The sequence below is a fragment of the Ancylobacter crimeensis genome, from assembly GCF_023016805.1.
GTDB lineage: Bacteria > Pseudomonadota > Alphaproteobacteria > Rhizobiales > Xanthobacteraceae > Ancylobacter > Ancylobacter crimeensis.
Genome location: NZ_JALKCH010000006.1, coordinates 247,522 through 272,298, shown reverse-complemented (window position 1 = coordinate 272,298; position 24,777 = coordinate 247,522). Strand labels below are relative to the sequence as shown.

Genomic DNA, 24,777 nt, shown 5'->3' with positions numbered 1-24,777 from the left:
TGCGCGTGCCGGGCCTGGAGTATTTTCGAGCGACGTGGATACCGGTTCGCGTGAAGAAAATGCGTGGAAACGGAGACCGAGGGCATTTCCGGTGAACCGGTCTTCACCGGAAATGCCCTTGCCTCGTGAACGAAAGACCGGCAGGCCGTCACCGGTCCAGTTCCCCGGCGGCAAGCCGGGCAAGGGCGAGGGCGATGGCGGCGCGGGTGTCGTCGCCATCTTCCATGAACCACGCCGCCGATAGTCCGGCCCACGCCAGAATCCACAGCAGCAGCCGTCGAGGCTCCAGATCGGCCGCCGCCGCGACCACCGCCACGCGGCGCGCGAGGCGGCCGGGCACGCTCGCCACCGGCCGCGCCGGATCGGCGAGATCGGGATTGATGAAAAGATTGGCGAGGTCGAAGCCGGGTTCGCCCAGCAACCCTTTGGGGTCGATCGCGAGCCAGCCGCGCGCCACGAAATCCAGCACATTGCCGTGGTGCAGGTCGCCATGGAGCACACGCAGCCGGCACGGCTCGGCCAACAGCCCGCGCGCCGCCTGCGCGCTCCGCACGAGCAGGCCGCCATGGCGCGCCGCGGCCGACTCCAGTGCCCGGAACCACACCCCGAGCGGCACAAGCTCGGGAGGCGGCAGGGCGCGTGGACGATGCAGCCGCGCGGCGGTGGCGCAGAGAATCCGGCAGGCGTCGTCGTCCTGCCCCTCGCGCGCCATGTCGGCGAGCGCGCCGCCTCCGGTCGCCCGTTCCAGCAGCAGCGCCGTCCCGTCGCGGGCGAGGACGCGCGCCGCGCCGTCCCCCGCCCACCACGCCATCAGCGCCGCGCCGCGGCGCCTCTCCTCCCCGTCGGCGATCCTGAGCATGGCGGGCGCGCCGTCGCGGCGCACCGGCAGTAGCCGGGCGAGGGGCGTGGCGAGCGGCTCGCCATCGGGGACGAGGCGCCAGCGCTCGATCCAGGTGCGGAACATGGCGGAACGATAGCACGCAGCCATGCGGCTCGCCCGTTTGGCTCCTGCCCGGCCGCGAGCGACGGGTTGACGGCGTTCGCCCGCCCGCCCGACACTATGGACGATTGCCGTTACGGACGGTGCCCCGCGACCATCCTTCCGCCATGCCGTCCGGTCACAGACGGAAGGTCCGAAGGCCCGCGGACGACAAGCGAGGGAGCCGCCCATGCATCAAGACGCCCACAGCCTGCTGTTCGGCGCTTTGGTCTTCCTCGGCATGGCGGTCATCGCGGTTCCGCTCACCAAGCGGCTCGGACTGTCCCCCATCGTCGGCTATCTCATCGCCGGCGTCGCCATCGGGCCCTCGGGGTTCAAGGTGTTCAGCGAACCGGAGCGCATCCTCACCGTCGCCGAGATCGGCGTGGTGCTGCTGCTCTTCATCATCGGGCTGGAACTGCAACCCTCGCGCCTGCTTGCCTTGCGCAAGGCAATCTTCGGGCTCGGCACGGCGCAGCTCATCATCAGCGGCACCGCCATCGCGACGCTGGTGCATTATCTCGGCTATGGCTTCGACTGGCGCAGCGGCTTCGTCGCCGGTCTCGCGCTGGCGCTTTCCGCCACATCCATCGCGCTGCAATTGCTGGAGGAGAAGAACGGGCTGAATCAGCCCTATGGCCAGCGCGCCTTCGGGGTGCTGCTGTTCCAGGACATGGCGGTGGTGCCGCTGCTGGCGATGATGCCCCTCATCGCGCCCGGCGTGCACGAGCAGGAGAGCTGGGGAGAGGCGCTGGCCGATGTCGGGCTGGTGGTGCTGGCGGTCGCGGCGGTGGTGCTGGCGGGACGCTATGCGCTGAATCCCCTGTTCCGCATGCTGGCCCGCACCGGCGCGCGCGAGGCGATGACGGCGGCCGCCCTGCTGGTGGTGCTGGGCGCCGGGGCGCTGATGGCTTCCGTCGGCATGTCGATGGCGCTCGGCGCGTTCCTCGCGGGCGTGGTGCTGTCCGAATCCGCCTTCCGCCACGAGCTCGAAGCCAATCTCGACGCGTTTCGCGGACTGCTGCTGGCGCTGTTCTTCATGGGCGTCGGCATGTCGATCAATGCCGATGTCGTCATCAGCAATGCCGGTCTGCTGATCGCCGGAACGGTGCTCATCACCCTCGTCAAGGCGGTGTCGGTGTGGGCGGTGTTCCGCTTTTCCGAGGGGACGCGGGCGGATGCGGTGCGCTCGGCCACGGTGCTGACCTCGGCGGGCGAGTTCTCCTTCGTGCTGTTCCCGGTTGCCCTCAGTTTCGGTCTCATCAGTTCGCGGCAGTCCGACATGCTGTCCGCCTGCGCGGCGATGTCGATGCTGCTCGGGCCGCCGGTCTCGCTCATCGGCGAGCGCATCGCCCGCCGGCTGGAGCCCGCGCCCGTCGTGCCGGACGCCGATGATTTCTCCGACGCGCATGGCTCGGTGCTGGTGGTCGGCTTCGGCCGGTTCGGCCAGATCGTCTCCCAATGCCTGCTGGCGCAGGGGTTGGAGGTCACGATCATCGACAATGATGTGGAGATGATCCAGGGGGCCGGCCGCTTCGGCTTCCGCATCTTCTATGGCGACGGAACCCGGCTCGACGTGCTGCGCGCCGCGGGCGCGGAGAAGGTGCGGGTCATCGCCGTCTGCGTCGACAAGCGCGAGGTCACCAACCGGATCGTCGACATCCTGCGGACCAACATGCCCGACGCCAGGCTCTATGTCCGCTCCTATGACCGCACCCATTCGCTGGAGCTGCGGGCGATGGCGGTCGATTACGAGATGCGCGAGACGCTGGAATCGGCCCTTGCCTTCGGCGAATCGACCTTGCGGGCGGCGGGCATCGATGCCGAGACGTCGAAGGGTGTCATCGAGACCGTGCGCGAGCGCGATTACGAGCGGCTGCTGCGGCAGGAGGCGGAAGGCGTGGACTACGGCATCGACCGCGCCGAGCCCGAGCCGCTGGTCGTGCCCGGCCGCAGCGCCCAGCCCCTCAACCCGGAGGCCGAGGACGTGCTGCGCCACGAGACCGAGTTCTCCGGCTGATTCCGGGCGAATCGCCCGCGAGCTCATCAGTGGTCGCGGCGGCTCGGCAGCCAGTCCGGATCGAGCCGGCGGAAGACCGCGACCGCGAGCGCCAGCGTACCGAGCAGGATCCCGGCGCAGGCCTCGTCACCCAGCGCAGGGCCGTAGGCATGGATCGCAAGAAGGCCTGCCAGCAGAACGCCGGTTACGGAGATCAGGCGGGTGCGCATGCGGTGCATGGAGGTACCTCAGGATGCCGGGCCGGAGGGGCGACGCAGCCACATGACGCAGGATGAAGCGTTCCGGTTCCCGCCCGTATGGGTGTTTTCGTCGCATTTGAGCGCGTGTGACATTGATGCAGCCCGCAAAGCCGCGGAGTCCGGCCGGTTTTCTGCACAGCGCTGCGGCGAACCCCGCGGGAACTTGCGTCGGCCCCGCGCGCGTGGCGTAGTGTCGCGCGCCTGCCGCACAGCCATGTCATTGCTGCGCGTCGGTTTTCAGCCGGCCGTGCCGGCCGGTCGGCCGCTACCCCGGCGGCGATGGAGGAATGGATGCAACTCGGAATTGTCGGTCTCGGGCGTATGGGCGGTAACATTGCGCGGCGGCTCACCCGCGCCGGCCATTCCTGCGTGGTGTGGGACCGCAACGAGGCCGCGGTCTCCGACCTTGCCGCCGACGGCTCGACCGGGGCTGCAGGGCTGGAGGATCTGGTCGGCAAGCTCGATGCGCCGCGCGCGGTGTGGGTGATGCTGCCCGCCGGCGCGCCGACCGAGCAGACCGTGAACGCGCTGGCCGCCGTGATGGAGCCCGGCGATGTCATCATCGACGGCGGCAACAGCTTCTACAAGGACGACATCCGCCGCGCCGCCAGCCTGCGCGAGAAGGGCATCGTCTATGTCGATGTCGGAACCTCGGGCGGGGTGTGGGGACTGGAGCGCGGCTATTGCATGATGATCGGCGGCGAGAAGGCCTCCGTGGACCGGCTCGATCCGATCTTCGCGGCACTGGCGCCCGGCCGCGGCGAGATCCCCGCGACCCCCGGCCGCGAAAGCCGCGACCACCGTGTCGAGCAGGGCTACCTGCACACCGGCCCGGCCGGTTCCGGCCATTTCGTGAAGATGATCCACAACGGCATCGAATACGGCATGATGCAGGCCTATGCCGAGGGCTTCGAGATCCTGAAGCGCAAGGATTCGACCGAGCTGCCGGAAAACGAGCGCTACAGCCTCGACATGGCCGACATCGCCGAGGTGTGGCGGCGCGGCAGCGTGGTGTCGTCCTGGCTGCTCGACCTGTGCGCCATCGCGCTCGCCAAGAACGAGACGCTGTCCGATTTCTCCGGGGCGGTGGCGGATTCGGGCGAGGGGCGCTGGACCGTGATGGCGGCGATCGAGGAGGCGGTGTCCGCCGAGGTGCTCTCCGCCGCGCTCTACACCCGGTTCCGCTCGCGGCAGGACCACACCTTCGGCGAGAAGCTGCTGTCCGCCATGCGCTTCCAGTTCGGCGGCCATGTCGAGCAGCCGGTCACCCCGGTCAAGGAAGGTTGAGCGCACATGAACGACCAGGCAGTCCTGCCCGCCGGCTACGGCCAGGCGGTGCTCCCGGCGGATGCCGCGCCCGCACCGCCCTCCGCGCTCTTCATCTTCGGCGGCTATGGCGACCTGACCAAGCGCCTGTTGATGCCTTCGCTCTACAATCTCGCCCATGAGGGCGTGCTGGACGGGCATTTCGATGTGATCGGTGTCGACCACATCGAAGGCTCGACCGAGGATTTCCGCAACCACCTCACCGAATCGGTGCACCAGCTCGCGGCGGCCGGCCACGAGATCAAGGAGCCGATCTGGAACTGGCTGGTCCAGCGCATCGACTATCTGTCCGGCGATTTCGAAAATCCGGAAACCTATGACCGCATCCGCGAGCGGCTGGAAAAGCGGATGAAGGAAGCCGGCGACGGCAATGCGGTGTTCTATTTCGCCGTGGCGCCGCGCTTCTTCTCCATCATCGCCGAGCAGCTCGGCGCTGCCGGGCTGATGCAGGAGGGCGACAAGGCCTTCCGCCGCATCGTCATCGAAAAGCCCTTCGGCACCGATCTCGCCTCGGCGCGCGCTCTCAACCGCACGCTGCTCTCGGTGGGCGGAGAGAGCCAGATCTACCGGATCGACCATTTCCTCGGCAAGGAAACGGTCCAGAATGTCATGGCCTTCCGGTTCGGCAACGGCATCTTCGAGCCGATCTGGAACCGCGACCATGTCGAGCATGTGCAGATCACCGCGGCCGAGACGGTGGGCGTGGAAAAGCGCGCCCGCTTCTACGACGCCACGGGCGCGCTGCGCGACATGGTGCCGAACCACATCTTCCAGCTTCTCGCCATGACCGCAATGGAGCCGCCGAACTCCTTCGACGCCGACGCGGTGCGCACCGAGAAGGCCAAGGTGATCGAGGCGGTGCGGCGCATCCGCAAGTCCGACGCGCCGAACTACGTGGTGCGTGGCCAGTACCGCGCGGGCACCGTGCTCGGCCAGCATGTCGCGGACTATCGCCGCGAGCCGGATGTCGACCCCTCAAGCCGCACCGAAACCTATGTCGCGATGAAGTGCTTCGTCGACAACTGGCGCTGGAACGGCGTGCCCTTCTACATCCGCACCGGCAAGTCGCTGGCGGTGCGGCGCACCGAGATCGCGATCCATTTCAAGCGGGCGCCGGGCGTGCTGTTCCGCGACAAGCCGGATTGCGAACTCTCGCCCAACGTGCTGGTCATCAATGTGCAGCCGGACGAAGGCATTTCGCTGCGCTTCGCCGCCAAGGTGCCGGGGCGGCGGGTGCGGCTCTCCGAGGTGGATATGGATTTCCGCTATGCCGACTACTTCAAGGCGGCGCCTTCCACCGGCTACGAGACGCTCATCTATGACTGTCTCAGCGGCGACCCGACCCTGTTCCAGCGCGCCGACAACATCGAGGCCGGCTGGAGCGCGGTGGAGCCGATCCTGCAGGCGACCTCGGAAGGCCTGCTCGACATCCATGGCTATGTCGCCGGCACCAGCGGCCCGGTGATGGCGGAGGTTCTGCTGGCGCAGGACGGCTTCCAGTGGCTGCCGCTCGAACAGGGGCTGATGCCATGAGTGATGCAACCTCCCACGCTACGACGTCCAGCACTGCGAGCCCCACCTCGCCGATCCGGCTGATGGTGTCGGATGTCGACGGAACGCTGGTGAACCGCGAAAAGGCGGTGAGCCCCGCGACAGTGGAGGCGGTGGCGAAGCTGCGCGCGGCGGGCTGCCACTTCGCCGCGGTGTCGAGCCGGCCGCCGCGGGGCATGACGCTGCTGATCGAGCCCCTGAGGCTGGAGATCCTCGGCGGATTCAACGGCTCCTGCATCGTGCGGCCGGACCTTTCCGTCATCGAGCAGCATGTGGTGCCGCTCGCGGCCGCCCGCACCGCGATCGAGGTGATGAGCGCGCGCGGCGCCGACATCTGGGTGTTCGCCGACAATGAGTGGTACGTCACCAACCCGGCCAACCCCTATGTCGCCCGCGAGACCCGGACCGTCGCCTTCGACGCGATCGCGGTGAGCGATTTCGGCGACAGCATCGGACGGGCGGGCAAGATCGTCGGCACGTCGAGCGATTACGACATGCTGGCGCAGTGCGAAGCCGATCTTCAGGCGATGCTCGGCGACACCGCCTCGGCGCATCGCTCGCAGCATTACTACCTCGACATCACCCATCCGGGCACCGACAAGGGCCATGCGGTGGAGGTGTTCGCCCGCCATTTCGGCGTGGCGCTCGACGAAGTTGCGGTGATCGGCGACATGGCGAACGACCTGCCCATGTTCGCCAAGGCCGGGCTCGCCATCGCCATGGGCAACGCCACCGATGCGGTGAAGGCGAAGGCGGATGCGGTGACCGCGACCAATGCCGAGGACGGCGTGGCGCAGGCCATCGCGCGCTTCGTGCTGCCGCGCGCGCCGGGTGCCTGAGGGACTGGCCGACAGGTGACGCCGGCGCCGGCTTGCGGTATCGGCGGGGGAGGCCCGCCGAAGGAGGCACGTACCGCATGACGGACATCCAGCGCGTCGTCGAGGAGATCGCGGAGGAGATGCGCGCCCGGCCGGACCGTGGCGAGGTCGCGACCTATATTCCCGAACTGGCCCGTGTCGATGTCCGGCAGTTCGGGCTCGCCGTCATCGACACCGAGGGGAATGTCGCGGCGGCCGGCGATTGCGACGTGCCGTTCTCGATCCAGAGCGTGTCGAAGGTGTTCACCCTGACGCTCGCGCTCGGCAAGGCGGGCGACCGATTGTGGAAGAAGGTGGGGCGCGAGCCCTCCGGCAGCGCCTTCAACTCCATCGTCCAGCTCGAATATGAGAAGGGCATTCCCCGCAATCCCTTCATCAATGCCGGTGCCATCGCGGTGACCGACACCATCCTCTCCGGCCACCAGCCGCGCGAGGCGCTGGGCGAGATCGTGCGCTTCATGCGCTTTCTCGCCGACGACCAGAACGTGCACATCGACGAGGCGGTGGCGGCCTCCGAGCAGCGCACCGGCTTCCGCAATGCGGCGCTCGCCAATTACATGAAGGCCTATGGGGTGCTGGAGAACCCGGTGGATTTCACGCTGGGCGTTTATTTCCACCATTGCGCGATCGCGATGAACTGCCGCCAGCTCGCCATGGCGGGCCGCTTCCTCGCGCAGCGCGGCAAGCATCCGGTGACGGGGCTTTCGGTGGTGCCTCCGGAACGAGCGCGGCGCATCAATGCGGTGATGCTGACCTGCGGCCATTATGACGGCTCGGGCGAGTTCGCCTATCGCGTCGGCTTGCCGGGCAAGAGCGGGGTGGGGGGAGGCATCCTCGCCATCGCGCCGGGCAAGGCGTCGATCGCGGTGTGGGCGCCGGGGCTGGATGCCGCCGGCAATTCCCATCTCGGCCGCATCGCGCTGGAAGCGCTGACCCGGCGGCTGGGCTGGTCGATCTTCGGCGCCTGATCCCCACAAAAAAGGGCCGCACCTCACGGGAGCGGCCCCTCATGGGAGACAGGATACGCGCATGTCGTCAGTTCTTGCGCTCGTGTTCGGCGGCGTGCTCGGCATCCTGGATCGCCTCGGCATGGTACCAGCTGCCATCGAGGGCGGCGGCGATCTGCAGCGAGGGGATCTCGAAGGGCTGCGGGGCCTTTGCGCGGGCGCCCGTCAGGCCGGCGCGGCCGCCCTTCGGGAACTGGAAGATCTGCGCCCCTTCGGGGGCGATGGTCGGTGTCGGCATCGTCTTACTCCTTACGTGCTGCGCAGCGTGGCGTCAGCTCTTGAACCCTATATAGCATTCAATGCCCCGTTGTGCAGCAGATTGCCTAATCTAAAAGCAGTATTTGCCGTAAATTTCAGCACAATCCATATTGCCACGGCTCCCGGCAAATCTCCGCCCCCGACCTGTCGATACGAGCATCCGCCGAATATTTGTGCGCCCACAAATTGGACGTCTGCCGCGCTTCTGTGCCGATCGGATAGGCGGCCTGCCTTCCAAGTGGGCAAACCCTGCTTCGCCGTACCGTGGGTCGGTCGCCCGCTGCCGCCTCTCCGTTTGCGACATGGCAGCCCTGCGTTTTACCTCTCGCCGCTCACCGTCCCGCGAGACCCTTGGTCAACGGGGATCGGCGCCGCCTGTTCCATGGCCGGGCGTCGTGCGAATCACGGCGCGGGCGCGGGGTCGTCCCATCTGGCACGCTTCCTGCTTATGTCTTGCCAGCCTCTGGCGGTGGCGATGCCCCTTGCGCGGCATCGGCAAGCCTCGCGCTCCGAGCTTATGAGAGACCCGCAATGACGAAGTACAAACTCGAGTACATCTGGCTGGACGGCTACACCCCCGTCCCGAATCTGCGCGGCAAGACGCAGATCAAGGAATTCGACCATTTCCCGGCGCTCGAGGAGCTTCCGCTCTGGGGTTTCGACGGCTCGTCGACCATGCAGGCGGAAGGCCGCAGCTCCGACTGCGTGCTGAAGCCCGTCGCGTGCTACCCCGATCCGGCCCGCAAGAACGGCGTTCTGGTGATGTGCGAAGTGATGATGCCGGATGGCGTCACCCCGCATGCTTCCAACGCCCGCGCCACGATCCTCGACGATGAAGGCGCCTGGTTCGGCTTCGAGCAGGAGTACTTCTTCTACAAGGACGGCCGTCCGCTCGGCTTCCCGGAGCACGGCTATCCCGCGCCGCAGGGCCCGTACTACACCGGCGTCGGCTTCAAGAATGTCGGCGACGTCGCCCGCCAGATCGTGGAAGAGCATCTCGAGCTCTGCCTCGAGGCCGGCATCAACCATGAAGGCATCAACGCGGAAGTCGCGAAGGGCCAGTGGGAATTCCAGATCTTCGGCAAGGGCTCCAAGAAGGCGGCCGACGAAGTGTGGATGGCCCGCTATCTGCTGCAGCGCCTGACCGAAAAGTACGGCATCGACATCGAGTGGCACTGCAAGCCGCTCGGCGACACCGACTGGAACGGCTCGGGCATGCACTGCAACTTCTCCACGAAGTATATGCGCGAAGTGGGCGGCAAGGCCTATTTCGAGGCGCTGATGGCGCAGTTCGACAAGAACCTCGACGACCACATCGCCGTCTACGGCCCGGACAACCACATGCGCCTCACCGGCAAGCATGAGACGGCGCCGTGGAACAAGTTCTCCTACGGCGTGGCCGACCGCGGTGCTTCGATCCGCGTGCCCCACTCCTTCATCAAGAACGACTACAAGGGCTATCTCGAGGACCGCCGCCCGAATTCCCAGGGCGACCCCTACCAGATCGCTTCCCAGGTTCTGAAGACCATCTCGGAAGTCTCGACCGCGGCCTCCGCTGCGGCCTGATCGACCTTACCGAACGGCTTGAGATCCAGCGGCGCCGGTCCTCGTGACCGGCGCCGTTTTCGTCTGCAGCCGGCTCGCTTCCCCCGGTAACTCAGACCGAACTCAGCAGGATACTGGTTTCGCTGTTCAGCACCCCGTCTATGGTGCGCACCTGGCGAAGCACGCGGTCGAAATCGCTGAGGCTCGCGGCACGGATCTCGGCGATCAGGTCCCAGCCACCGTTGGTGGTGTGCAGCGCATGCAGCTCCGGCAGGCCGCGCAACGTCCGGATCACCGCGGTCGTGGAGCGGCCGGTCACCTCGATCAGCATCACCGCCCGGATCGCGGAGGCGTCATAGTCCTGTCGCACCCGCAGGGTGAAGCCGAGCACGGCGCCTGATTCCAGCAGCCGGTCGATCCGCTTCTGCACCGTGGCCCGCGTGATACCGAGGATGGTCGCCAGTTTCGACACCGGAGCCCGCCCGTCCTCGCGCAGGATGGCGATCAGGCGATGATCGAGATCGTCGAAGACGTGCATATCGGATCGATCATTCATACTGAGCAAAATGTTCAGAAGGATTGATAAATTTATACAGGATGGAGATTCTAGGCGCAAACTGCGTAGTCCTAGCATCCCCCTCGCATCGTTCATCGCCAGCGAGGGGTTTTAACCATGCACGCCGCCGCCATCCTGAGCCGTCCCGTCCCGTCCCACGCCAAGCGCTCCGTGCAGGCTCCCCGTGCGGTTGTGATGATCCGCCCGCATCACTTCACGCCGAATGAGGCGACGGCGGCGGACAATGCCTTCCAGTGCCCGGTCACCGGCAGCCGCGGAAGCCTCGCCTCCCATGCCTATCGGGAGGTGAGCGCGGTCGCGGAGGCGCTGGCACAAGCGGGCGTCGACGTGCACCTGTTCGAGGACGAGGGCACCGAGACGCCGGATTCGGTGTTCCCCAACAACTGGTTCTCCACTCATTCGGGCGGCCATGTCGCGCTCTATCCGATGTTCTCGCCCAGCCGGCGGCGGGAGCGGCGCGCGGATGTGGTGGAGATGCTCAAGCAGCGCTACCGCGTGCAGGACATCATCGACTATTCGGGGCTGGAGCAGGACGAGGTCTATCTCGAAGGGACCGGCGCCATGGTGCTGGACCATATTGAACGCGTCGCCTATGCCGCCCGGTCGAACCGGACCAATGAGATCGCGCTGGAGCGCTTCTGCACGCACTTCAATTTCGAGCCGGTGGTGTTCGATGCGGCGGATGCGGCGGGCCGGCCGATCTACCACACGAATGTGCTGATGTGCGTCGGCACCGAGGTTGCGCTGATTGGGCTCGACACCATCCGCGATGCGCGCCGGCGTGCCGAGGTCGCCGACCGGCTGTCCGATGCCGGGCGCGCGGTGGTGGCGCTGAGCCATCGCCAGATCGAGGACTTTGCCGGCAATGCAATAGAGCTCGACGGGCGCGGGGGGCGCATTCTCGCCCTGTCCGCCCGCGCCGCCCGCAGCCTCACCGCGGAACAGCGCGGGGTGCTGGAGCGCTCCGTCGAGCTATTGCCGCTGGAAGTGCCGACCATCGAACTTGCCGGCGGGTCGGTGCGCTGCATGCTCGCCGGCATCCACCTGTCGCCGCGCGGCTGAGGAGCGGCGCGCCCGGCCCGGCCGGGCGCGCCGGCATCGTCAGCGGGCAGCCTGCCGGGCCAGCACGCCCATCGCGGTCATGATGAGACGGGCGATATTGAGCGCGCCGAGGCCGCTGACATCGCGTTCCGGCATGAACTCGACGAAGTTCATCGCCGCGATCCGCCCGCGCGCGGCGGCACCCTTGATGAGATCGACCATCTGGTAATAGTTCAGCCCGCCGGGGCAGCGGCCGATGACTCCGGGCACGAGCGCGGGGTCCATCACATCGGCGTCGGTGGTGACGATGATGTTGGAGCCTTCCGGGATCAGGGCGAGTGCGGCCTCCACGCCCTGCCGGTGCAGTTCATATCCGGTGACGAAGCGCACGCCCCAGTCCAGCGCGTCCTGATAGTCCTGCGGGCGGGCCGAGCCGATGCTGCGCGCGCCGACCTGGACGATGCGCTCGATGTGCTTCATCTCGGAGGCGCGGCGCATGGTGGAGGAGAGGCCCTGTCGCTCGCCCATATATTCGTCGCGCCAGTCGATATGGGCGTCGAGCTGGAGAATGGTGTAGCGCTCGCCTGTCTCGCCAAGAGCCTCCAGGACCGGGATCGGGATGGAATCGTCGCCGCCGACCGTGATCGGCACCGCACCGCGGGCGCGAATGGTACGAATGGCGTTGCGGATGATCTCGCGGTTGCCGGGGGCATCCGCCTCGTCATAGGGCAGGTTGCCGCAATCGACCGCCGCCAGCTCGCGGCTCGGGAACATGGGGCCGCCCAGGTCGAAATCGTAGTGCCAGAGATTGGCGGCAAGCGAGACGGTTGCCGCCCGTAGCGCGTCGGGCGCGTGGCGGCAATAGGCGCCCACCGCGCTGTAGGGGCTCGCGCAGGGCGCGCCGATGAAGGCGACCGGCGCCTTGAGTTGGTTCAGGTCGCTGCAGGCTTCCAGACCCATGAAGGTCGAGGCGGCGGAACCGTAGAGGGCGGCGAGGTCGGGCGTGTCGGTCATTGGAGCCTCGATTGGGCGGGACGGGCGGGACAAGGCAAGGCAAGGCAAAGGCTAAGTCAGGACGACAGGGCGGCGGCTTCGGAGCTGCGGCGCAGCGCGCGGCGACAGTCCATGCCTTGTGTGAATAGGCATATCGCGTATGTCAAGTAACTTGACTTACGCGACAGACAGATGCCATGTACCCGCCCAATGGACGGGGGGCAGCACGGCGTGGACAGGGACAGCGAGGCAGCCGGCGCGCAGCCGATCATCGCGGCGCAGCGCATCTGCAAGGATTTCGGCTCGCTTTCCGTGCTGCGCGGCATCTCGCTCGAGGCTGCGAACCACGACGTGATTTCAATCATCGGCGCCAGCGGTTCGGGCAAGAGCACCTTCCTGCGCTGTCTCAACCTCCTGGAAATGCCGACCAGCGGATCCCTGCGCATCGGCGGCGAGGACCTCGACCTACGGCCCGGTCCGCAGGGACTCGTAGCCGGCGACAGAAAGCAGGTGCGCCGCATCCGCGCCATGCTCGGCATGGTGTTCCAGGGGTTCAATCTCTGGTCGCACATGAATGTGCTGGACAACGTCATGGCCGGACCGGTCCACGTTCAGGGCAGGTCGAAGGCCGAGGCCCGGGAGAGCGCGGAGCATTATCTCCAGCGCGTCGGGCTCTACGAAAAGCGCGACGCCTATCCCGCCTTCATGTCCGGTGGCCAGCAGCAGCGCGCCGCCATTGCCCGCGCGCTGGCCATGGAGCCGGCGGCGGTGCTGTTCGACGAGCCGACCTCCGCGCTCGACCCGGAACTCGTCGGCGAGGTGCTGAAGGTCATACGCGGTCTCGCCGAGGAGGGGCGCACCATGATCGTGGTGACCCACGAAATGGCCTTCGCCCGCGATGTCTCCTCGAAGGTCCTGTTTCTCCACAAGGGCGAGGTGGAGGAGGCCGGCCCGCCCGGCGAACTCTTCCGCGCGCCCCGTTCCGAACGCCTGAAAGCCTTCCTGACCCGGGCCGCCGTCTGAAACGCGGCCTCAATGAAAACTGGGGACTCTCGATGAAGAACTATCTGGCCCTCGGCTTCGCGCTGTCCTGCGTGATGGGCGCCCTCGCCGGCCCGGTCGCAGCGCAGGACAAGACCCAGGACAAGACCATCGTCTTCGCCACGGAGGCGGCCTATCCGCCCTTCAACCTGCTGACCTCGGACGGCAAGATCGTCGGCTTCGACGTCGATATCGCAATGGCCGCCTGCGAGAAGATGAAGCGCACATGCGCGTTCGTCCAGCAGGACTGGGACGGCATCGTCGCCGGCCTGCAGACCCGCCGCTACGACGCCATCTTCTCCTCGATGGGCATCACCGAGGAACGCAAGAAGCAGCTTCTCTTCACCGATCCCTATTACCGTCCCTCCGCCGCCTTCGTCGGCACGTCGGACGTGAAGGTCGACTTCAAGGATCCGGCGCTCGGCGGTGCCACGGTCGGCGCGGTGCCGGGAATCTATGAGTGTTATGTGAAGAAGGCCTATCCGAAGGCCAAGCTCACGGTCTATCCGAACTCCGATGCCCTTTATCTCGACCTGACCTCGGGGCGGATCGACCTTGCCTTCAACGGCATGGTGGCGATCACCAACTCCTTCCTGAAGAGCGATGACGGCAAGGGCTTCGCGCTGGTCGGCGAGCCGGTGCGCGATGCCGGCTGCCTCGGCGAGGGCGCCGGCGTCGCCATGCGCAAGGACGACGTCGCGCTGAAGGAGGCGCTGGACAAGGCGTTCAAGGACATGCGTGCCGACGGCACCTACAAGGCGATCAACGACAAGTACTTCACCTTCGACATCTACGAGTGATCCGGCGGAAGGCCGGCATGCCGCGCGCGAGCGGCCTGCCGGCCTCGCCCTTCCCGCAAGCTCCGGACGCCGTGAAGCCGCTCCCATGAAAGTGCTCACCGACTTCCTGCCGATCGTGCTGCACGGCATGCTGGTGACCGTCGCGCTCAGTCTCGGGGCGATGGTGCTGGCGACCGCGATCGGCCTCGGCGGTGCCTGGGCGCGGCTCGCCGGCAACCGGGCGGTGCGGCTGGCGGCGCTCGCCTATACGGTGCTGGTGCGCGGCATGCCGCCCCTGGTGCTGATGCTGCTGCTCTATTTCGGCGGTCAGACCGCCATCAACGCCACCGCCGACGCGCTCCGGCTCGAGCCGCTGCGGATCGAACCCTTCACCGCGGGCATCGTGTCGATCGGGGTTATCTTCGGCGCCTATCTCACAGAGACCTTCCGCGGCGCCTATCTCTCCATCCCGCAGGGCGAGATCGAGGCCGGCATCGCCGTCGGCATGCCGCCCTTGACGCTGGCTCGTGTCGTCGTCCTGCCGCCACTGATGCGGCTCGCCCTTCCGGGCTACTGGAACATCTGGCTGACGCTGGTGAAGTCCTGCGCGCTGGTTTCGGTGATCGGGCTCCAGGATGCGGTCTATGCCGCGCTTTCGATCGGCCGTTCAACCCGCGAACCCTTCACCTTCATGCTGGTCGTGATGGTGCTGTACCTCGCTTATACGGGGCTTGCGGACCTTGCCTTCCGCGCCCTCGGCCGCAGGCTCGCGCGCGGCACGCGCACGGCCGGGGTGTGAGGGCGCGCCATGTATGCCTTTCAGGTTCTTTCCGACCACATCCCGCTCTTCCTCACCGGTCTCGGCAACACCCTGCTGCTGCTGGTGCTTTCGGCGGTACTCGCCTTCGCGCTGGCGCTTCCTTTGGCGCTGGTCGTGACCCGCAAGGTGCGTGTAGCGACGCCGCTGATCGAAGCGGTGAGCTATATGTTCCGCGGCACTCCCCTGATTGTTCAGGTGTATCTGCTCTATTACGGCCTCGCCCAGTTCGCCTTCATCCGCGGCAGCCTGCTCTGGCCCTGGCTGCGCGAGGCCTGGACCTGCCTGCTCATCGCCTTCACGCTGGGCAGCTGCGCCTATCTCATCCAGATCCTGCGCGGCGCGATCGAAGCGGTTCCCCATGGCGAGGTCGAGGCGGCGCGCGCGATCGGCATGTCGCCCTTCCAGACGCTGCGCATCGTCGTGTTGCCCAATGCGCTGCGCCGCTCGCTGCCGAGCCTCGAGAACGAGACCATCTTCCTGCTGCACGCCACCGCCATCGCCAGCCTCGTGACAGTGATCGACCTGCTGGGGGCGGGGCGCAACTTCAACACCATCTACTATTTCACCTATGAAGGCTTCGCGATCGCCGGCCTGCTGTATCTGGCCATCGTCGGCTTTCTGCGCCTCACCTTCGCTCTCCTCGAAAAGAAGCTGCTGGTCCACCTGCGGCGCGCCGGCATCTAGCTGCGCGCCGCGCCGCTCCTGAGCGGTTGCGACAGGGAAACGCCATGAACATCGTCACCGCCACCCGAACCCCCGCCGATTGGCAGGCCCGCGCCGCGGCCCTGTCCATCCGTACCGAGGCTTTCATCGATGGGCGCTACCGTCCCGCCGTCGAGGGGCGCAGCTTCGAGAATGTGAACCCGGCGACGGGCGCGAAGATCGCGGACATCGCCGCCTGCACAACGGCCGATGTCGATCTCGCGGTAATCGCGGCGCGGCGCAGCTTCGAGTCCGGGGTCTGGTCGCGGTGCGATCCGGCCGAGCGCCGGCGCGTGCTGGTGCGGCTCGCCGACCTTATCCTCGTCCATGCCGAGGAGCTCGCTCTGCTCGAGACGCTCGACATGGGCAAGCTTCTGCGCGATTCGGCGATGCTGGACATTCCCGGCTCGGCCGAGGTGTTCCGCTGGTATGGAGAGGCCTGCGACAAGCTGAACGGTGAGGTGGTGCGGGCCGGCGAGGGTGCGTTCGCCCTCATCGACCATGAGCCGGTGGGGGTCATCGGCGCGGTGGTGCCGTGGAACTTCCCGCTCAAGATGGCGGCGTGGAAATGCGCGCCCGCCCTCGCGGCCGGCAACAGCGTCATTCTGAAGCCGGCCGAGCAGTCCCCGCTCACCGCGTTGCGCCTCGCCGAGCTGGCCGCGGAAGCCGGGGTGCCGGACGGGGTGTTCAACGTGCTGCCCGGATTCGGACACGAGGCGGGGCAGGCGATCGGCCTGCATGCCGGCATCGATTGTGTCGCCTTCACCGGCTCGACCGAGATCGGCAAGCGGTTCCTCAGCTATGCCGGCGCCTCGAACATGAAGCGCATCTGGCTGGAATGCGGCGGCAAGAGCGCCAATCTCGTCTTTCCCGAGGCGAAGGACCTCGACCGTGCCGCGACCTTCGCCGTGCAGGGCATCTTCTTCAACCAGGGCGAGGTCTGCTCGGCAACGTCGCGGCTCTTTGTCCATCGCGATATCGCAGAGGACTTCATCGCCCGCGTGCTGGCGAAGGTCGATGCCTACCGGCCGGGCGATCCGCTGGATGCGGCCTCGGGCATGGGTGCGATGGTGAGCGAGGAGCACACCGCGCGGGTGATGGACTATATCGCCATCGGCCGTGAAGGTGCGACGCTGGCCTGCGGCGGTGAGCGCGTTCTCGCCGAGACCGGTGGCTGTTTCATCGCCCCCACCGTGTTCACCGGCGTCGACCCTGCCTCGCGGCTGGCGCGCGAGGAGGTGTTCGGGCCCGTTCTCGCCATCTCCACCTTTGCGGACGAGGCCGAGGTCGTGCGCCTCGCCAATGATTCCGTGTACGGCCTTGGCGCCTCGGTCTGGACCAATGATCTCGCCCAGGCCCATCGCGTCGCACGCACTCTTCACGTCGGTTCGGTGAGCGTGAACACCGTGGACGCGGTGGATGTGCGCACGCCCTTCGGCGGGGTGAAGCAGTCCGGCAGCGGGCGCGATCTCTCGCTGCACGCCTTCGACAAATACACCGACCTCAAGACGACGTGGATCTCGCTGTGAACGCGCATGTGCGGCCCGGCCGCCTGACCGACGGGACGCGGCTGTGGTCGAGCCTCATGGACATGGCCCGGATCGGTGCCTTGCCGAACGGAGGCTGCTGCCGGCTGGCACTCACCGACGAGGATCGCGCCGCCCGCGATCTGTTCGTGCGGTGGTGCCGGGAAGAAGGCCTGACGATGCAGGTCGATCCGTTCGGCAACGTCTTCGCGACACGTGCGGGCCGGCGTCCGGATGCCGGCCATGTGCTGGTGGGCAGCCACCTCGACACCCAGCCGCATGGCGGCCGGTTCGACGGCGTGCTCGGCGTGCTGGCGGGGCTCGAGGCGGTGCGTGGATTGAACGCGGCCGGGATCGAGACGGAACAGGCCATTACGCTCGTGAACTGGACCAATGAGGAAGGCGTACGTTTTTCGCCTGGCCTCACCGGTTCGGCGGGCTTCATAGGCGCGATCGGGGCTTATGACGGCATGGCGGTGAGCGGGGTCGGACAGGTGCCGTTCCAGTCCGAGCTGCACCGGATCGGCTATGCCGGACGCGAGCGGTTCTCCGGGCGCATTGCCGGCTATTATGAGCTGCACATCGAGCAGGGACCGGTGCTGGAACGCGCGGGCGTTCCCATCGGCGTGGTCGAGGGCGTGCAGGGGGTGCGCTGGCTGGAGATCGACCTCGCCGGGGAGGATCGGCACGCCGGCACGACGCCCGCCGCCGACCGGCGCGACGCCTTCATGGCCGCCGCCGGCCTCGCCACGAGAATGCGCGGCGCGGCGCTCGCCCATGATCGCGCCTTCCGCATCACCTTCGGCCGCGTCGCGGTCGAACCCGGCTCGGTCAACACCGTGCCGGGGCGGGTCACGATGAGCGTCGACCTGCGCCATTCGGATGTCGGTCTGCTGGAGCGGGTGGAGCAGGAAATCACCGAGGCGGTTGCAGCCTTGCGCGGCACTGAGGGCGTCGTCGGCACGGTGCGCCGGACCATGGATGTCGCGCCGGTGGCGTTCGATCCGGCGATGCAGGACGTCATCGAGGGTGCCGCCTGCGAGATCGGCGCCGCCACGCGTCGGCTGCCGAGCGGAGCGATGCACGATGCGAGCAACCTCGCCCGCATCGTGCCCGGCGCCATGGTCTTCGTGCCCTCGCGGGGCGGCATCAGCCACAACGAAAACGAATGGACCGAGCCGGAGCACATCGCGGATGGTTGCGAGGTTCTGGCACGCGCCATGCTGCGCCATGCCATGGGAATGGTCGCGGCACATTAAGGGGTACCAATGGAAACGCCCGACGCGAATGTCAGGATCGGCGCCCGGCTCAAGCATGCCCGGCTGCTGATGGGCCTCAGCCTGGCCGAACTCGGCCAGCGGGTCGGCGTCACCGAAGGCTTCCTGTCCAAGCTGGAGAACGGGCGCTCGCAGGCCTCCATCGGAACGCTGCACAAGCTGGTGCAGGCGCTGGACACCAATATGAGCACGCTCTTCGCCGCTCCGCCGGAGGGCGAGGGAGCCGTGACCGTGGTGCGGGCGAATGAGCGCCCGCGACTCGAAACCGGGCACATAAGGGCCGGCAACAAGGTGGTGCTGGAGCGGCTGGTACCGCACCGGCCGGACCAACTACTGCAGATCAACATTCACGTCATTCCGGCCGGGGGCGGCAGCCCGGATGTCATCAGCCACGGCGGACAGGAGTTCGGCTATGTGCTGACGGGAGCCTTCACCCTCATCGTCGACGGCCATCAGCGCCGGCTCGCCGAGGGTGACTCCTTCTATTTCGATTCGTCGCTGCCCCATGGCTATCGCAACGAAGGCACCGCAGAGGCCCGCGTGCTGTGGGTCAATACCCCGCCGACCTTCTGACAGCGACAGTCAAGCTCTGATCCCTTAAGTCAAGTAACTTGACTAGTGCCTCACTCCTGCCTATTGACGAGTCCTTCCCATTCCAGCGCGAGACACGCTCATGGCCTATGATGTGCACGACGTCCGGCGGCATTTTCCCGGGCTTGCGCGCGAGCGCGACGGCAAACCGGTCGCGTTCCTCGACAATCCGGCCGGCACCCAGGTGCCGCTCTCGGTGGTCGACCGCATGGCTTCCGCCATGCTGCACACCAATGCCAATCTCGGCGGCGCCTTCGACACCTCGATCGAAGCCGGCGAGATGGTCGATGGCGCACACCGGGCGGCGGCGACGCTGGTGAATGCCGCCGAGACCGGCGAGGTGTTCTTCGGGCAGAACATGACCACGCTCACCTTCGCCATGTCGCGCAGCATCGGCTCGCTGCTGAAGGAGGGCGACGAGATCGTGCTCTCGCGCATGGACCACGACGCCAATGTCGCGCCGTGGCTGATGCTGGCGGAAGACAGAGGGCTGGTGGTGCGCTGGCTCGACTTCTCGCCGGAGACCTACGAGTTCGACCTCGCCGACCTCGCTGCCCTGATGAACCCGCGGACCCGTCTCGTCGCGGTCTGCTATGCCAGCAACATTACCGGCACCATCAACGACATCGCCGGCATTTCGAAGATCGCCCACGAGGCCGGGGCGCTGGTCTATGTCGATGCCGTGCAATACGCCCCGCACGGCCTGATCGACGTGCAGGCGCTCGGCTGCGATTTCCTCGTCTGTTCGGCCTACAAGTTCTTCGGCCCGCATTACGGCATCTTCTGGGGCCGGCGGGAGGTTCTGGACCGGCTGCGCGCCTACAAGGTGCGTGCTGCGTCCGGCGACCTGCCGTGGCGCTTCACCACCGGCACCACCAATCGCGAGCAACTCGCCGGCGTCCACGCCGCGATCGATTACATCGCCGGCCTGTCCCGCTTCGAACCGGCGCTCGGCACCACGGTGGACCTGCGCGGAAGGCTCGCCGCCGGCTTCAGGGTGATGAAGCGGCACGACGACATGCTGACCTTGCGGCTGATCGAGGGGCTGAAGCCTTTCAACCGGGTACGAATCCTCGGCATCACCGATCCCGCCGCCATCGCCCGGCGCGTCTCGACCGTGAGCTTTTATGTGGAGGAGGCTTCCTCCGCCGATATCGTGGCGCCCTGGAACAGCGAGGGCATCCAGGTCTGGAGCGGGCACAATTACGGTCTCGAGCCCAATAGGCGCCTGGGCATTCTCGAAAAGGGGAGCGGCATCCGCGTAGGGCCGGTGCACTACAACACGCCGGAGGAGATCGACCGCGTGATCGCCGCTGTGGACCGCTCGCTCGGCGAGAGAAACTGAGCCGGCCGAAGCTGATCCTTGCCGACGGAGATGAGGAGGGCCGTGGTTCGATGAACCGGGGCCTTTTCCGTCAGGCCGCCATGTTTCGGGGGATGGCGACGCCGTGGCCGGTGACGGCGGCCGGCGCTGATGAAATCATCTGCCCGAAAATGTGCCACGAGGCATAAATGAGCGGAGCGGTCATGAGCGAACATGTGCGTGTCGTGGTCATCGGGGGTGGTGCGGTCGGGGCGAGCTGCCTCTACCATCTTGCCCTGATGGGCTGGAGCGATGCGCTGCTGATCGAGCAGAACGAGCTGACCTCCGGCTCGACCTGGCACGCCGCCGGCAATGTGCCGACCTATTCCTCCAGCCTCACCCTGTTGAAGCTGCAGGACTATTCGGCGTCCCTCTATCGCCGGCTCGGTGCCGAGGTCGACTACCCGATCAACTACCATGTCGTGGGGGCGCTGCGCCTCGCCCATACCGACGAGCGCATGGCCGAGTTCCGGCACATCGCCGCCATGGCCGCGTTGAACGGCATGGCGTTCGACATCCTGGCGCCCGACGAGATCCCGGAAAAGCACCCCTTCATCGGGCTCGACGACCTCAAGGGCGCGCTGTGGGATCCCTATGACGGCGACATCGACCCCGCCCAGCTGACGCAGGCGCTCGCCAAGGGCGCCCGCGACCTCGGCGCCCGCGTGCAGCGCTTCACCCGGGTCATCGGGCTGGAGCAGCTCGCCTCCGGGGACTGGAAGGTGACCACCGACAAGGGCGAGATCATCGCCGGAGTGGTGGTGAATGCCGCCGGTTACCGCGCCGGCGAGGTGATGGCGCTCCTTGGCCGGCATCTGCCCATCGTCGCCATGCAGCACCAGTATCTCGTCACCGAGGACGTGCCGGAACTGGCGGGACGCGCCACGCGGCTGCCGCTGATGCGCGACCCGGACGTTTCCTACTACATGCGGCAGGAGCGCGGCGGCTTCATCCTCGGCCCCTATGAATGGGACGCCCGTCCGATGTGGCTCGACGGATTGCCGGCCGACTTCTCCTTCCAGCTCTGGAACGACGACCTCGACCGGGTCGCGCCGGTCGTCGAGGCGATCATCGAGCGGGTGCCGATCCTCGCCAGCGCCGGCATCCGCAAGGTGGTGAACGGCCCGATTCCCTATTCGCCGGACGGCAATCCCTATATCGGCCCCGAGCACGAGCTCACCAATTTCTTCCACTGCAACACCTTCAGCTTCGGCATCGCGCAGGCCGGCGGGGCCGGCAAATGCCTTGCCGAATGGGTGGTGGAAGGACGCCCGGAATGGGACCTGTGGTCGCTCGACCGCCGTCGCTACACCGGCTATGCCGACCAGGCCTTCACCGTGGCGAAGGCGGTGGAGGTCTACCAGAACGAGTATGCCCCCGCCTTCCCGAACGAGGAGCGGCCCGCCGGCCGACCTCAGCGCACCTCGCCGACCTATCCGCTGCTGAAGGAGCGCGGCGCGGTGTTCGGCATGCGCGGTGGCTGGGAGAGGGCGGTCTATTTCGACGTCGACGGCGTCGCGCCCGTCCCTTCTCTCAGCTTTGCCCGCCGCCGCAACTGGTTCGACCTCGTCGGCCGCGAAGTGGAGGCGGTGCGCACGGCCGCGGGCCTGATCGAGCTTGCCGGGCTCACGCGCCTTGAGGTCGGCGGCCCCGGCGCGGCGGCCTTCCTCGACCGCCTCCTCGCCTCCCCGCTGCCGCCGGTCGGTCGCGCCGGCCTCGGTTATGCTCTGGACGCGGCCGGCGGCATTCTCAGCGAATTCCTCGTTGTGCGGCGGGCGGAGGATGCCTTCCTCCTCACCGCGGCCGCTGCGGCGGAGTGGCACGATGACGACCTGCTGCGCCACGCCTTGCCGGCGGACGGCTCGGTGACGCTGCGGGTCGCGAGCCTCACGGAGACGCTGCTGGCGCTTGCCGGGCCGAAGGCGCGCGAGGTGCTGTCCCGGCTCACGGAGGCCGATCTCTCCAATGACGGTTTCCCCTGGCTCGGTGCGCGCACGATCCATGTCGCGGGCATCGAGGTGCTGGCGGTGCGCACCTCCTATGTGGGCGAGCTCGGCTGGGAGCTGCATGTGCGCAATGGCGATGCGGTCGCACTCTATCGCGCGCTGCTGGAGGCGGGGGAGGCATCAGGGCTCCGGGAATTCGGCCTCTACGCGCTCGAAAGCCTTCGGCTCGACAAGGGCTATCGTGGTTGGAAGACGGATATCGAGACCGGCTTCACCCCCTACGAGGCCTCGCTGGGCTGGGCGGTGGACCTCGGCAAGCCGGACTTCATCGGCAAGGCGGCGCTGCTGGAGGGCGGCATGCAGCAACCCCGGCAGGTTCTGGTGCCGTTCCTGCTGGACGAAGCCGGCGAAGCCGATGCCCCGGCGGCGGCGCCGGTCTTCGTCGCTGGCCAGCGGGCGGGCATGGTGACCTCAGGCGGCTGGAGCTACACGCTCGGCCGCAGCATCGGCCTCGCCATCGTGCCGCAGGAGGCCGCCGCGCGGGGTACGGCGATCGTTATCGAGATCTACGGCCGGCGCTGCCCGGCGACCATCGGTGCCGAACCTATGTTCGACCCCGCCAATGAGCGTGCGCAGGCATAGCAACGAGACAGCGACGCCGGTCATGACTCCCCCCGAAAGCCCAAGCGCGGGGGCGCGTGTTGCGGCTGGACAACCGCGTCCCGACGCCGCATACCGCTTGCCACAGCTCCCGGGGGGCGGGGCGAGGAATGGGGCAACGGGAGTCCGTAGGGGGCGCCGTTGATAGTGGAACGCCGATGATCATTTCCGCAGCAACCGACTACCGCGAAGCCGCCCGCCGCAAGGTTCCGCCCTTCCTGTTCCACTATGCCGACGGCGGCGCCTATGCCGAGCGCACGCTGCGCCGCAATGTCGACGACCTCTCGGAGATCGCGCTGCGCCAGCGCATCCTGCGCAACATGTCCTCCCTCAGCCTCGAGACGGAGCTCTTCGGCCGCAGGATGGCGATGCCGGTGGCGCTCGCCCCCGTCGGCCTGTGCGGCATGTATGCCCGGCGCGGCGAGGTGCAGGTGGCGCGGGCGGCCCACAAGAAGGGCATCCCGATGACGCTCTCCACCGTGTCGGTCTGCCCGATCGAGGAGGTGCAGGCGGCCTCGCCTTCCCCGCTCTGGTTCCAGCTCTACGTGCTGAAGGACCGCGGCTTCATGCGCAATGCGCTGGAACGCGCCAAGGCGGCCGGAATCAACACGCTGGTCTTCACGGTCGACATGCCCGTCCCCGGGGCGCGCTACCGCGACGCCCATGCCGGCATGTCCGGCCCGCACGGCCCGCTGCGCCGCGTCCTTCAGGCGATGACCCATCCCGCCTGGGCCTGGGATGTCGGCGTGATGGGCCGGCCGCACGATCTCGGCAACATCTCGGCCTATCGCGGCAACCCGACCGGGCTGGCCGACTATATCGGCTGGCTCGGTGCCAATTTCGATCCCTCCATCGATTGGAAGGACCTCGAATGGATCCGTGAGTTCTGGACCGGTCCCATGGTCATCAAGGGCATTCTCGATCCCGATGACGCGCGCGACGCGGTGACGTTCGGTGCGGACGGCATCGTGGTGTCGAACCATGGCGGCCGCCAGCTCGACGGCGTGCTCTCCACCGCCCGCGCGCTTCCGGTCATCGCCGATGCGGTGAAGGGCAAGCTGAAGATCCTTGCCGATTCCGGCATCCGCTCCGGTCTCGACGTGGTGCGCATGATCGCGCTGGGCGCCGATGCGGTGCTGCTGGGCCGGGCCTTCGTCTACGCGCTCGCGGTGGCTGGCGAAGCGGGCGTCACCCACATGCTCGACCTGTTCGAGAAGGAGATGCGCGTCGCCATGACCCTCACCGGCGCACACAGCATTTCCGAGATCACGCGGGACAGCCTGATCAATTACGGCGAAGCCCTCAAGGGAGCCCCCGACAGCAACGTCGGCTGATCCGCCCAAGGGCTTCCGGGCTCGCACGGAGAATGCTGATGTGTTCCCGGTTCTGGTTCGGTCTGGTCTGGAGGTTGCCACCTGTGGCGCCCGGTTCAGGGGCGAAGAACGCGTCCTGAAGAGGTCGACCGTCGCCGCGGCCGGATCGCGCGTTCGTGCCGGCAGAAGAGGCGGCGTGGCGGGTCTCGTGCGGCATCCACCTCCCGTCGCCGACCTGTAGGGACCGCGATTCCTGTCACCGCCGACCATGGACGGGCCGCGACTTGCATCCGGCAACGCCATGGGTGAGATACTGCCGGTCTTAGGTGCGGGCCCGGATGACCG

At 67.4% G+C, this 24,777-nt stretch carries 22 protein-coding genes; 17 read left to right on the top strand and 5 right to left on the bottom strand.

Translation table 11 applies throughout. The features are described 5' to 3' along the window. Positions 1 to 148: 148 nt before the first annotated feature. Positions 149 to 964, bottom strand: coding sequence for an aminoglycoside phosphotransferase family protein (locus MWN34_RS11055; RefSeq protein WP_247029383.1), 816 nt, complete (start codon positions 962 to 964; stop codon positions 149 to 151). A gap of 205 nt (positions 965 to 1,169) precedes the next feature. Between MWN34_RS11055 and MWN34_RS11050 the strand changes: the two genes are divergently transcribed. After that, complete coding sequence (locus MWN34_RS11050) at positions 1,170 to 2,999, top strand: monovalent cation:proton antiporter-2 (CPA2) family protein (protein WP_247029212.1); 1,830 nt, start codon at positions 1,170 to 1,172, stop codon at positions 2,997 to 2,999. Positions 3,000 to 3,025: 26 nt separating this feature from the next. Here the strand turns inward: MWN34_RS11050 and MWN34_RS11045 are convergent, their stop codons facing one another. Continuing rightward, positions 3,026 to 3,217 (bottom strand): hypothetical protein, encoded by a 192-nt coding sequence (locus tag MWN34_RS11045; RefSeq protein WP_247029211.1) that lies wholly within the window; start codon positions 3,215 to 3,217, stop codon positions 3,026 to 3,028. A gap of 312 nt (positions 3,218 to 3,529) precedes the next feature. On the opposite strand from MWN34_RS11045, the gene gnd reads away from it, so the two are divergent. From gnd to MWN34_RS11025, 4 genes are all read left to right on the top strand, one after another. Next, entirely contained in the window at positions 3,530 to 4,525 is a 996-nt protein-coding gene (gene gnd, locus MWN34_RS11040) for a phosphogluconate dehydrogenase (NAD(+)-dependent, decarboxylating) (protein ID WP_247029209.1), read from the top strand. Between the two features lie 6 nt (positions 4,526 to 4,531). Continuing rightward, positions 4,532 to 6,097 carry a glucose-6-phosphate dehydrogenase gene (zwf, locus tag MWN34_RS11035; RefSeq protein WP_247029207.1) on the top strand — a complete coding sequence of 522 codons (1,566 nt, stop codon included), beginning with the start codon at positions 4,532 to 4,534 and terminating at the stop codon, positions 6,095 to 6,097. After that, positions 6,094 to 6,954: a Cof-type HAD-IIB family hydrolase gene (locus tag MWN34_RS11030; RefSeq protein ID WP_247029205.1), complete on the top strand. Its 861-nt coding sequence runs from the start codon at positions 6,094 to 6,096 to the stop codon at positions 6,952 to 6,954. Before zwf ends, MWN34_RS11030 begins: the two co-directional genes overlap by 4 nt. 77 nt (positions 6,955 to 7,031) lie before the next feature. Continuing rightward, the gene (locus tag MWN34_RS11025) at positions 7,032 to 7,961 is read left to right on the top strand and encodes a glutaminase (RefSeq protein ID WP_247029203.1); all 930 of its coding nucleotides are present in this window, start codon (positions 7,032 to 7,034) and stop codon (positions 7,959 to 7,961) included. A 67-nt stretch (positions 7,962 to 8,028) separates the two neighbouring features. Here the strand turns inward: MWN34_RS11025 and MWN34_RS11020 are convergent, their stop codons facing one another. Next, positions 8,029 to 8,238 carry a DUF2735 domain-containing protein gene (locus MWN34_RS11020; RefSeq protein ID WP_247029201.1) on the bottom strand — a complete coding sequence of 70 codons (210 nt, stop codon included), beginning with the start codon at positions 8,236 to 8,238 and terminating at the stop codon, positions 8,029 to 8,031. Positions 8,239 to 8,789: 551 nt separating this feature from the next. Here MWN34_RS11020 and MWN34_RS11015 point away from each other — a divergent pair. After that, entirely contained in the window at positions 8,790 to 9,824 is a 1,035-nt protein-coding gene (locus MWN34_RS11015; RefSeq protein ID WP_247029200.1) for a glutamine synthetase beta-grasp domain-containing protein, read from the top strand. Between the two features lie 91 nt (positions 9,825 to 9,915). Here MWN34_RS11015 and MWN34_RS11010 read toward each other — a convergent pair whose 3' ends face one another. Further along, positions 9,916 to 10,341, bottom strand: coding sequence for an Lrp/AsnC family transcriptional regulator (locus MWN34_RS11010; protein ID WP_247029198.1), 426 nt, complete (start codon positions 10,339 to 10,341; stop codon positions 9,916 to 9,918). A gap of 135 nt (positions 10,342 to 10,476) precedes the next feature. Here MWN34_RS11010 and ctlX point away from each other — a divergent pair, with 135 nt between their 5' ends. Next, positions 10,477 to 11,442, top strand: a complete 966-nt coding sequence (gene ctlX / locus MWN34_RS11005) for a citrulline utilization hydrolase CtlX (protein WP_247029196.1) — start codon at positions 10,477 to 10,479, stop codon at positions 11,440 to 11,442. Positions 11,443 to 11,481: 39 nt separating this feature from the next. On the opposite strand, the gene MWN34_RS11000 is transcribed toward ctlX, so the two are convergent. Beyond that, positions 11,482 to 12,435 carry an arginase family protein gene (locus tag MWN34_RS11000; RefSeq protein WP_247029194.1) on the bottom strand — a complete coding sequence of 318 codons (954 nt, stop codon included), beginning with the start codon at positions 12,433 to 12,435 and terminating at the stop codon, positions 11,482 to 11,484. A 189-nt stretch (positions 12,436 to 12,624) separates the two neighbouring features. On the opposite strand from MWN34_RS11000, the gene MWN34_RS10995 reads away from it, so the two are divergent. The 10 genes from MWN34_RS10995 to lldD all read left to right on the top strand — a co-directional run bounded on the left by MWN34_RS10995 (position 12,625) and on the right by lldD (position 24,453). Continuing rightward, entirely contained in the window at positions 12,625 to 13,437 is an 813-nt protein-coding gene (locus MWN34_RS10995) for an ABC transporter ATP-binding protein (protein WP_425532093.1), read from the top strand. A 32-nt stretch (positions 13,438 to 13,469) separates the two neighbouring features. Further along, a complete protein-coding gene (locus MWN34_RS10990; RefSeq protein ID WP_247029192.1) occupies positions 13,470 to 14,255 on the top strand; it encodes a transporter substrate-binding domain-containing protein in 786 nt (261 codons plus the stop codon). 85 nt (positions 14,256 to 14,340) lie between these two features. Next, positions 14,341 to 15,033 carry an ABC transporter permease gene (locus MWN34_RS10985; protein WP_247029190.1) on the top strand — a complete coding sequence of 231 codons (693 nt, stop codon included), beginning with the start codon at positions 14,341 to 14,343 and terminating at the stop codon, positions 15,031 to 15,033. A gap of 9 nt (positions 15,034 to 15,042) precedes the next feature. Then, positions 15,043 to 15,738 (top strand): ABC transporter permease, encoded by a 696-nt coding sequence (locus MWN34_RS10980; protein WP_247029188.1) that lies wholly within the window; start codon positions 15,043 to 15,045, stop codon positions 15,736 to 15,738. 44 nt (positions 15,739 to 15,782) lie between these two features. Continuing rightward, positions 15,783 to 17,285 carry an aldehyde dehydrogenase gene (locus MWN34_RS10975; protein ID WP_247029186.1) on the top strand — a complete coding sequence of 501 codons (1,503 nt, stop codon included), beginning with the start codon at positions 15,783 to 15,785 and terminating at the stop codon, positions 17,283 to 17,285. Next, entirely contained in the window at positions 17,282 to 18,541 is a 1,260-nt protein-coding gene (locus MWN34_RS10970) for a Zn-dependent hydrolase (RefSeq protein ID WP_247029184.1), read from the top strand. Before MWN34_RS10975 ends, MWN34_RS10970 begins: the two co-directional genes overlap by 4 nt. Positions 18,542 to 18,550: 9 nt before the next feature. Then, positions 18,551 to 19,132, top strand: coding sequence for a cupin domain-containing protein (locus tag MWN34_RS10965; RefSeq protein ID WP_247029182.1), 582 nt, complete (start codon positions 18,551 to 18,553; stop codon positions 19,130 to 19,132). A 100-nt stretch (positions 19,133 to 19,232) separates the two neighbouring features. Further along, positions 19,233 to 20,495 carry a cysteine desulfurase-like protein gene (locus MWN34_RS10960; RefSeq protein ID WP_247029181.1) on the top strand — a complete coding sequence of 421 codons (1,263 nt, stop codon included), beginning with the start codon at positions 19,233 to 19,235 and terminating at the stop codon, positions 20,493 to 20,495. A gap of 182 nt (positions 20,496 to 20,677) precedes the next feature. Next, complete coding sequence (locus MWN34_RS10955; protein ID WP_247029178.1) at positions 20,678 to 23,101, top strand: GcvT family protein; 2,424 nt, start codon at positions 20,678 to 20,680, stop codon at positions 23,099 to 23,101. Positions 23,102 to 23,277: 176 nt separating this feature from the next. Further along, the gene (lldD, locus tag MWN34_RS10950) at positions 23,278 to 24,453 is read left to right on the top strand and encodes an FMN-dependent L-lactate dehydrogenase LldD (protein ID WP_247029177.1); all 1,176 of its coding nucleotides are present in this window, start codon (positions 23,278 to 23,280) and stop codon (positions 24,451 to 24,453) included. The last annotated feature ends 324 nt before the right edge of the window (positions 24,454 to 24,777 follow it).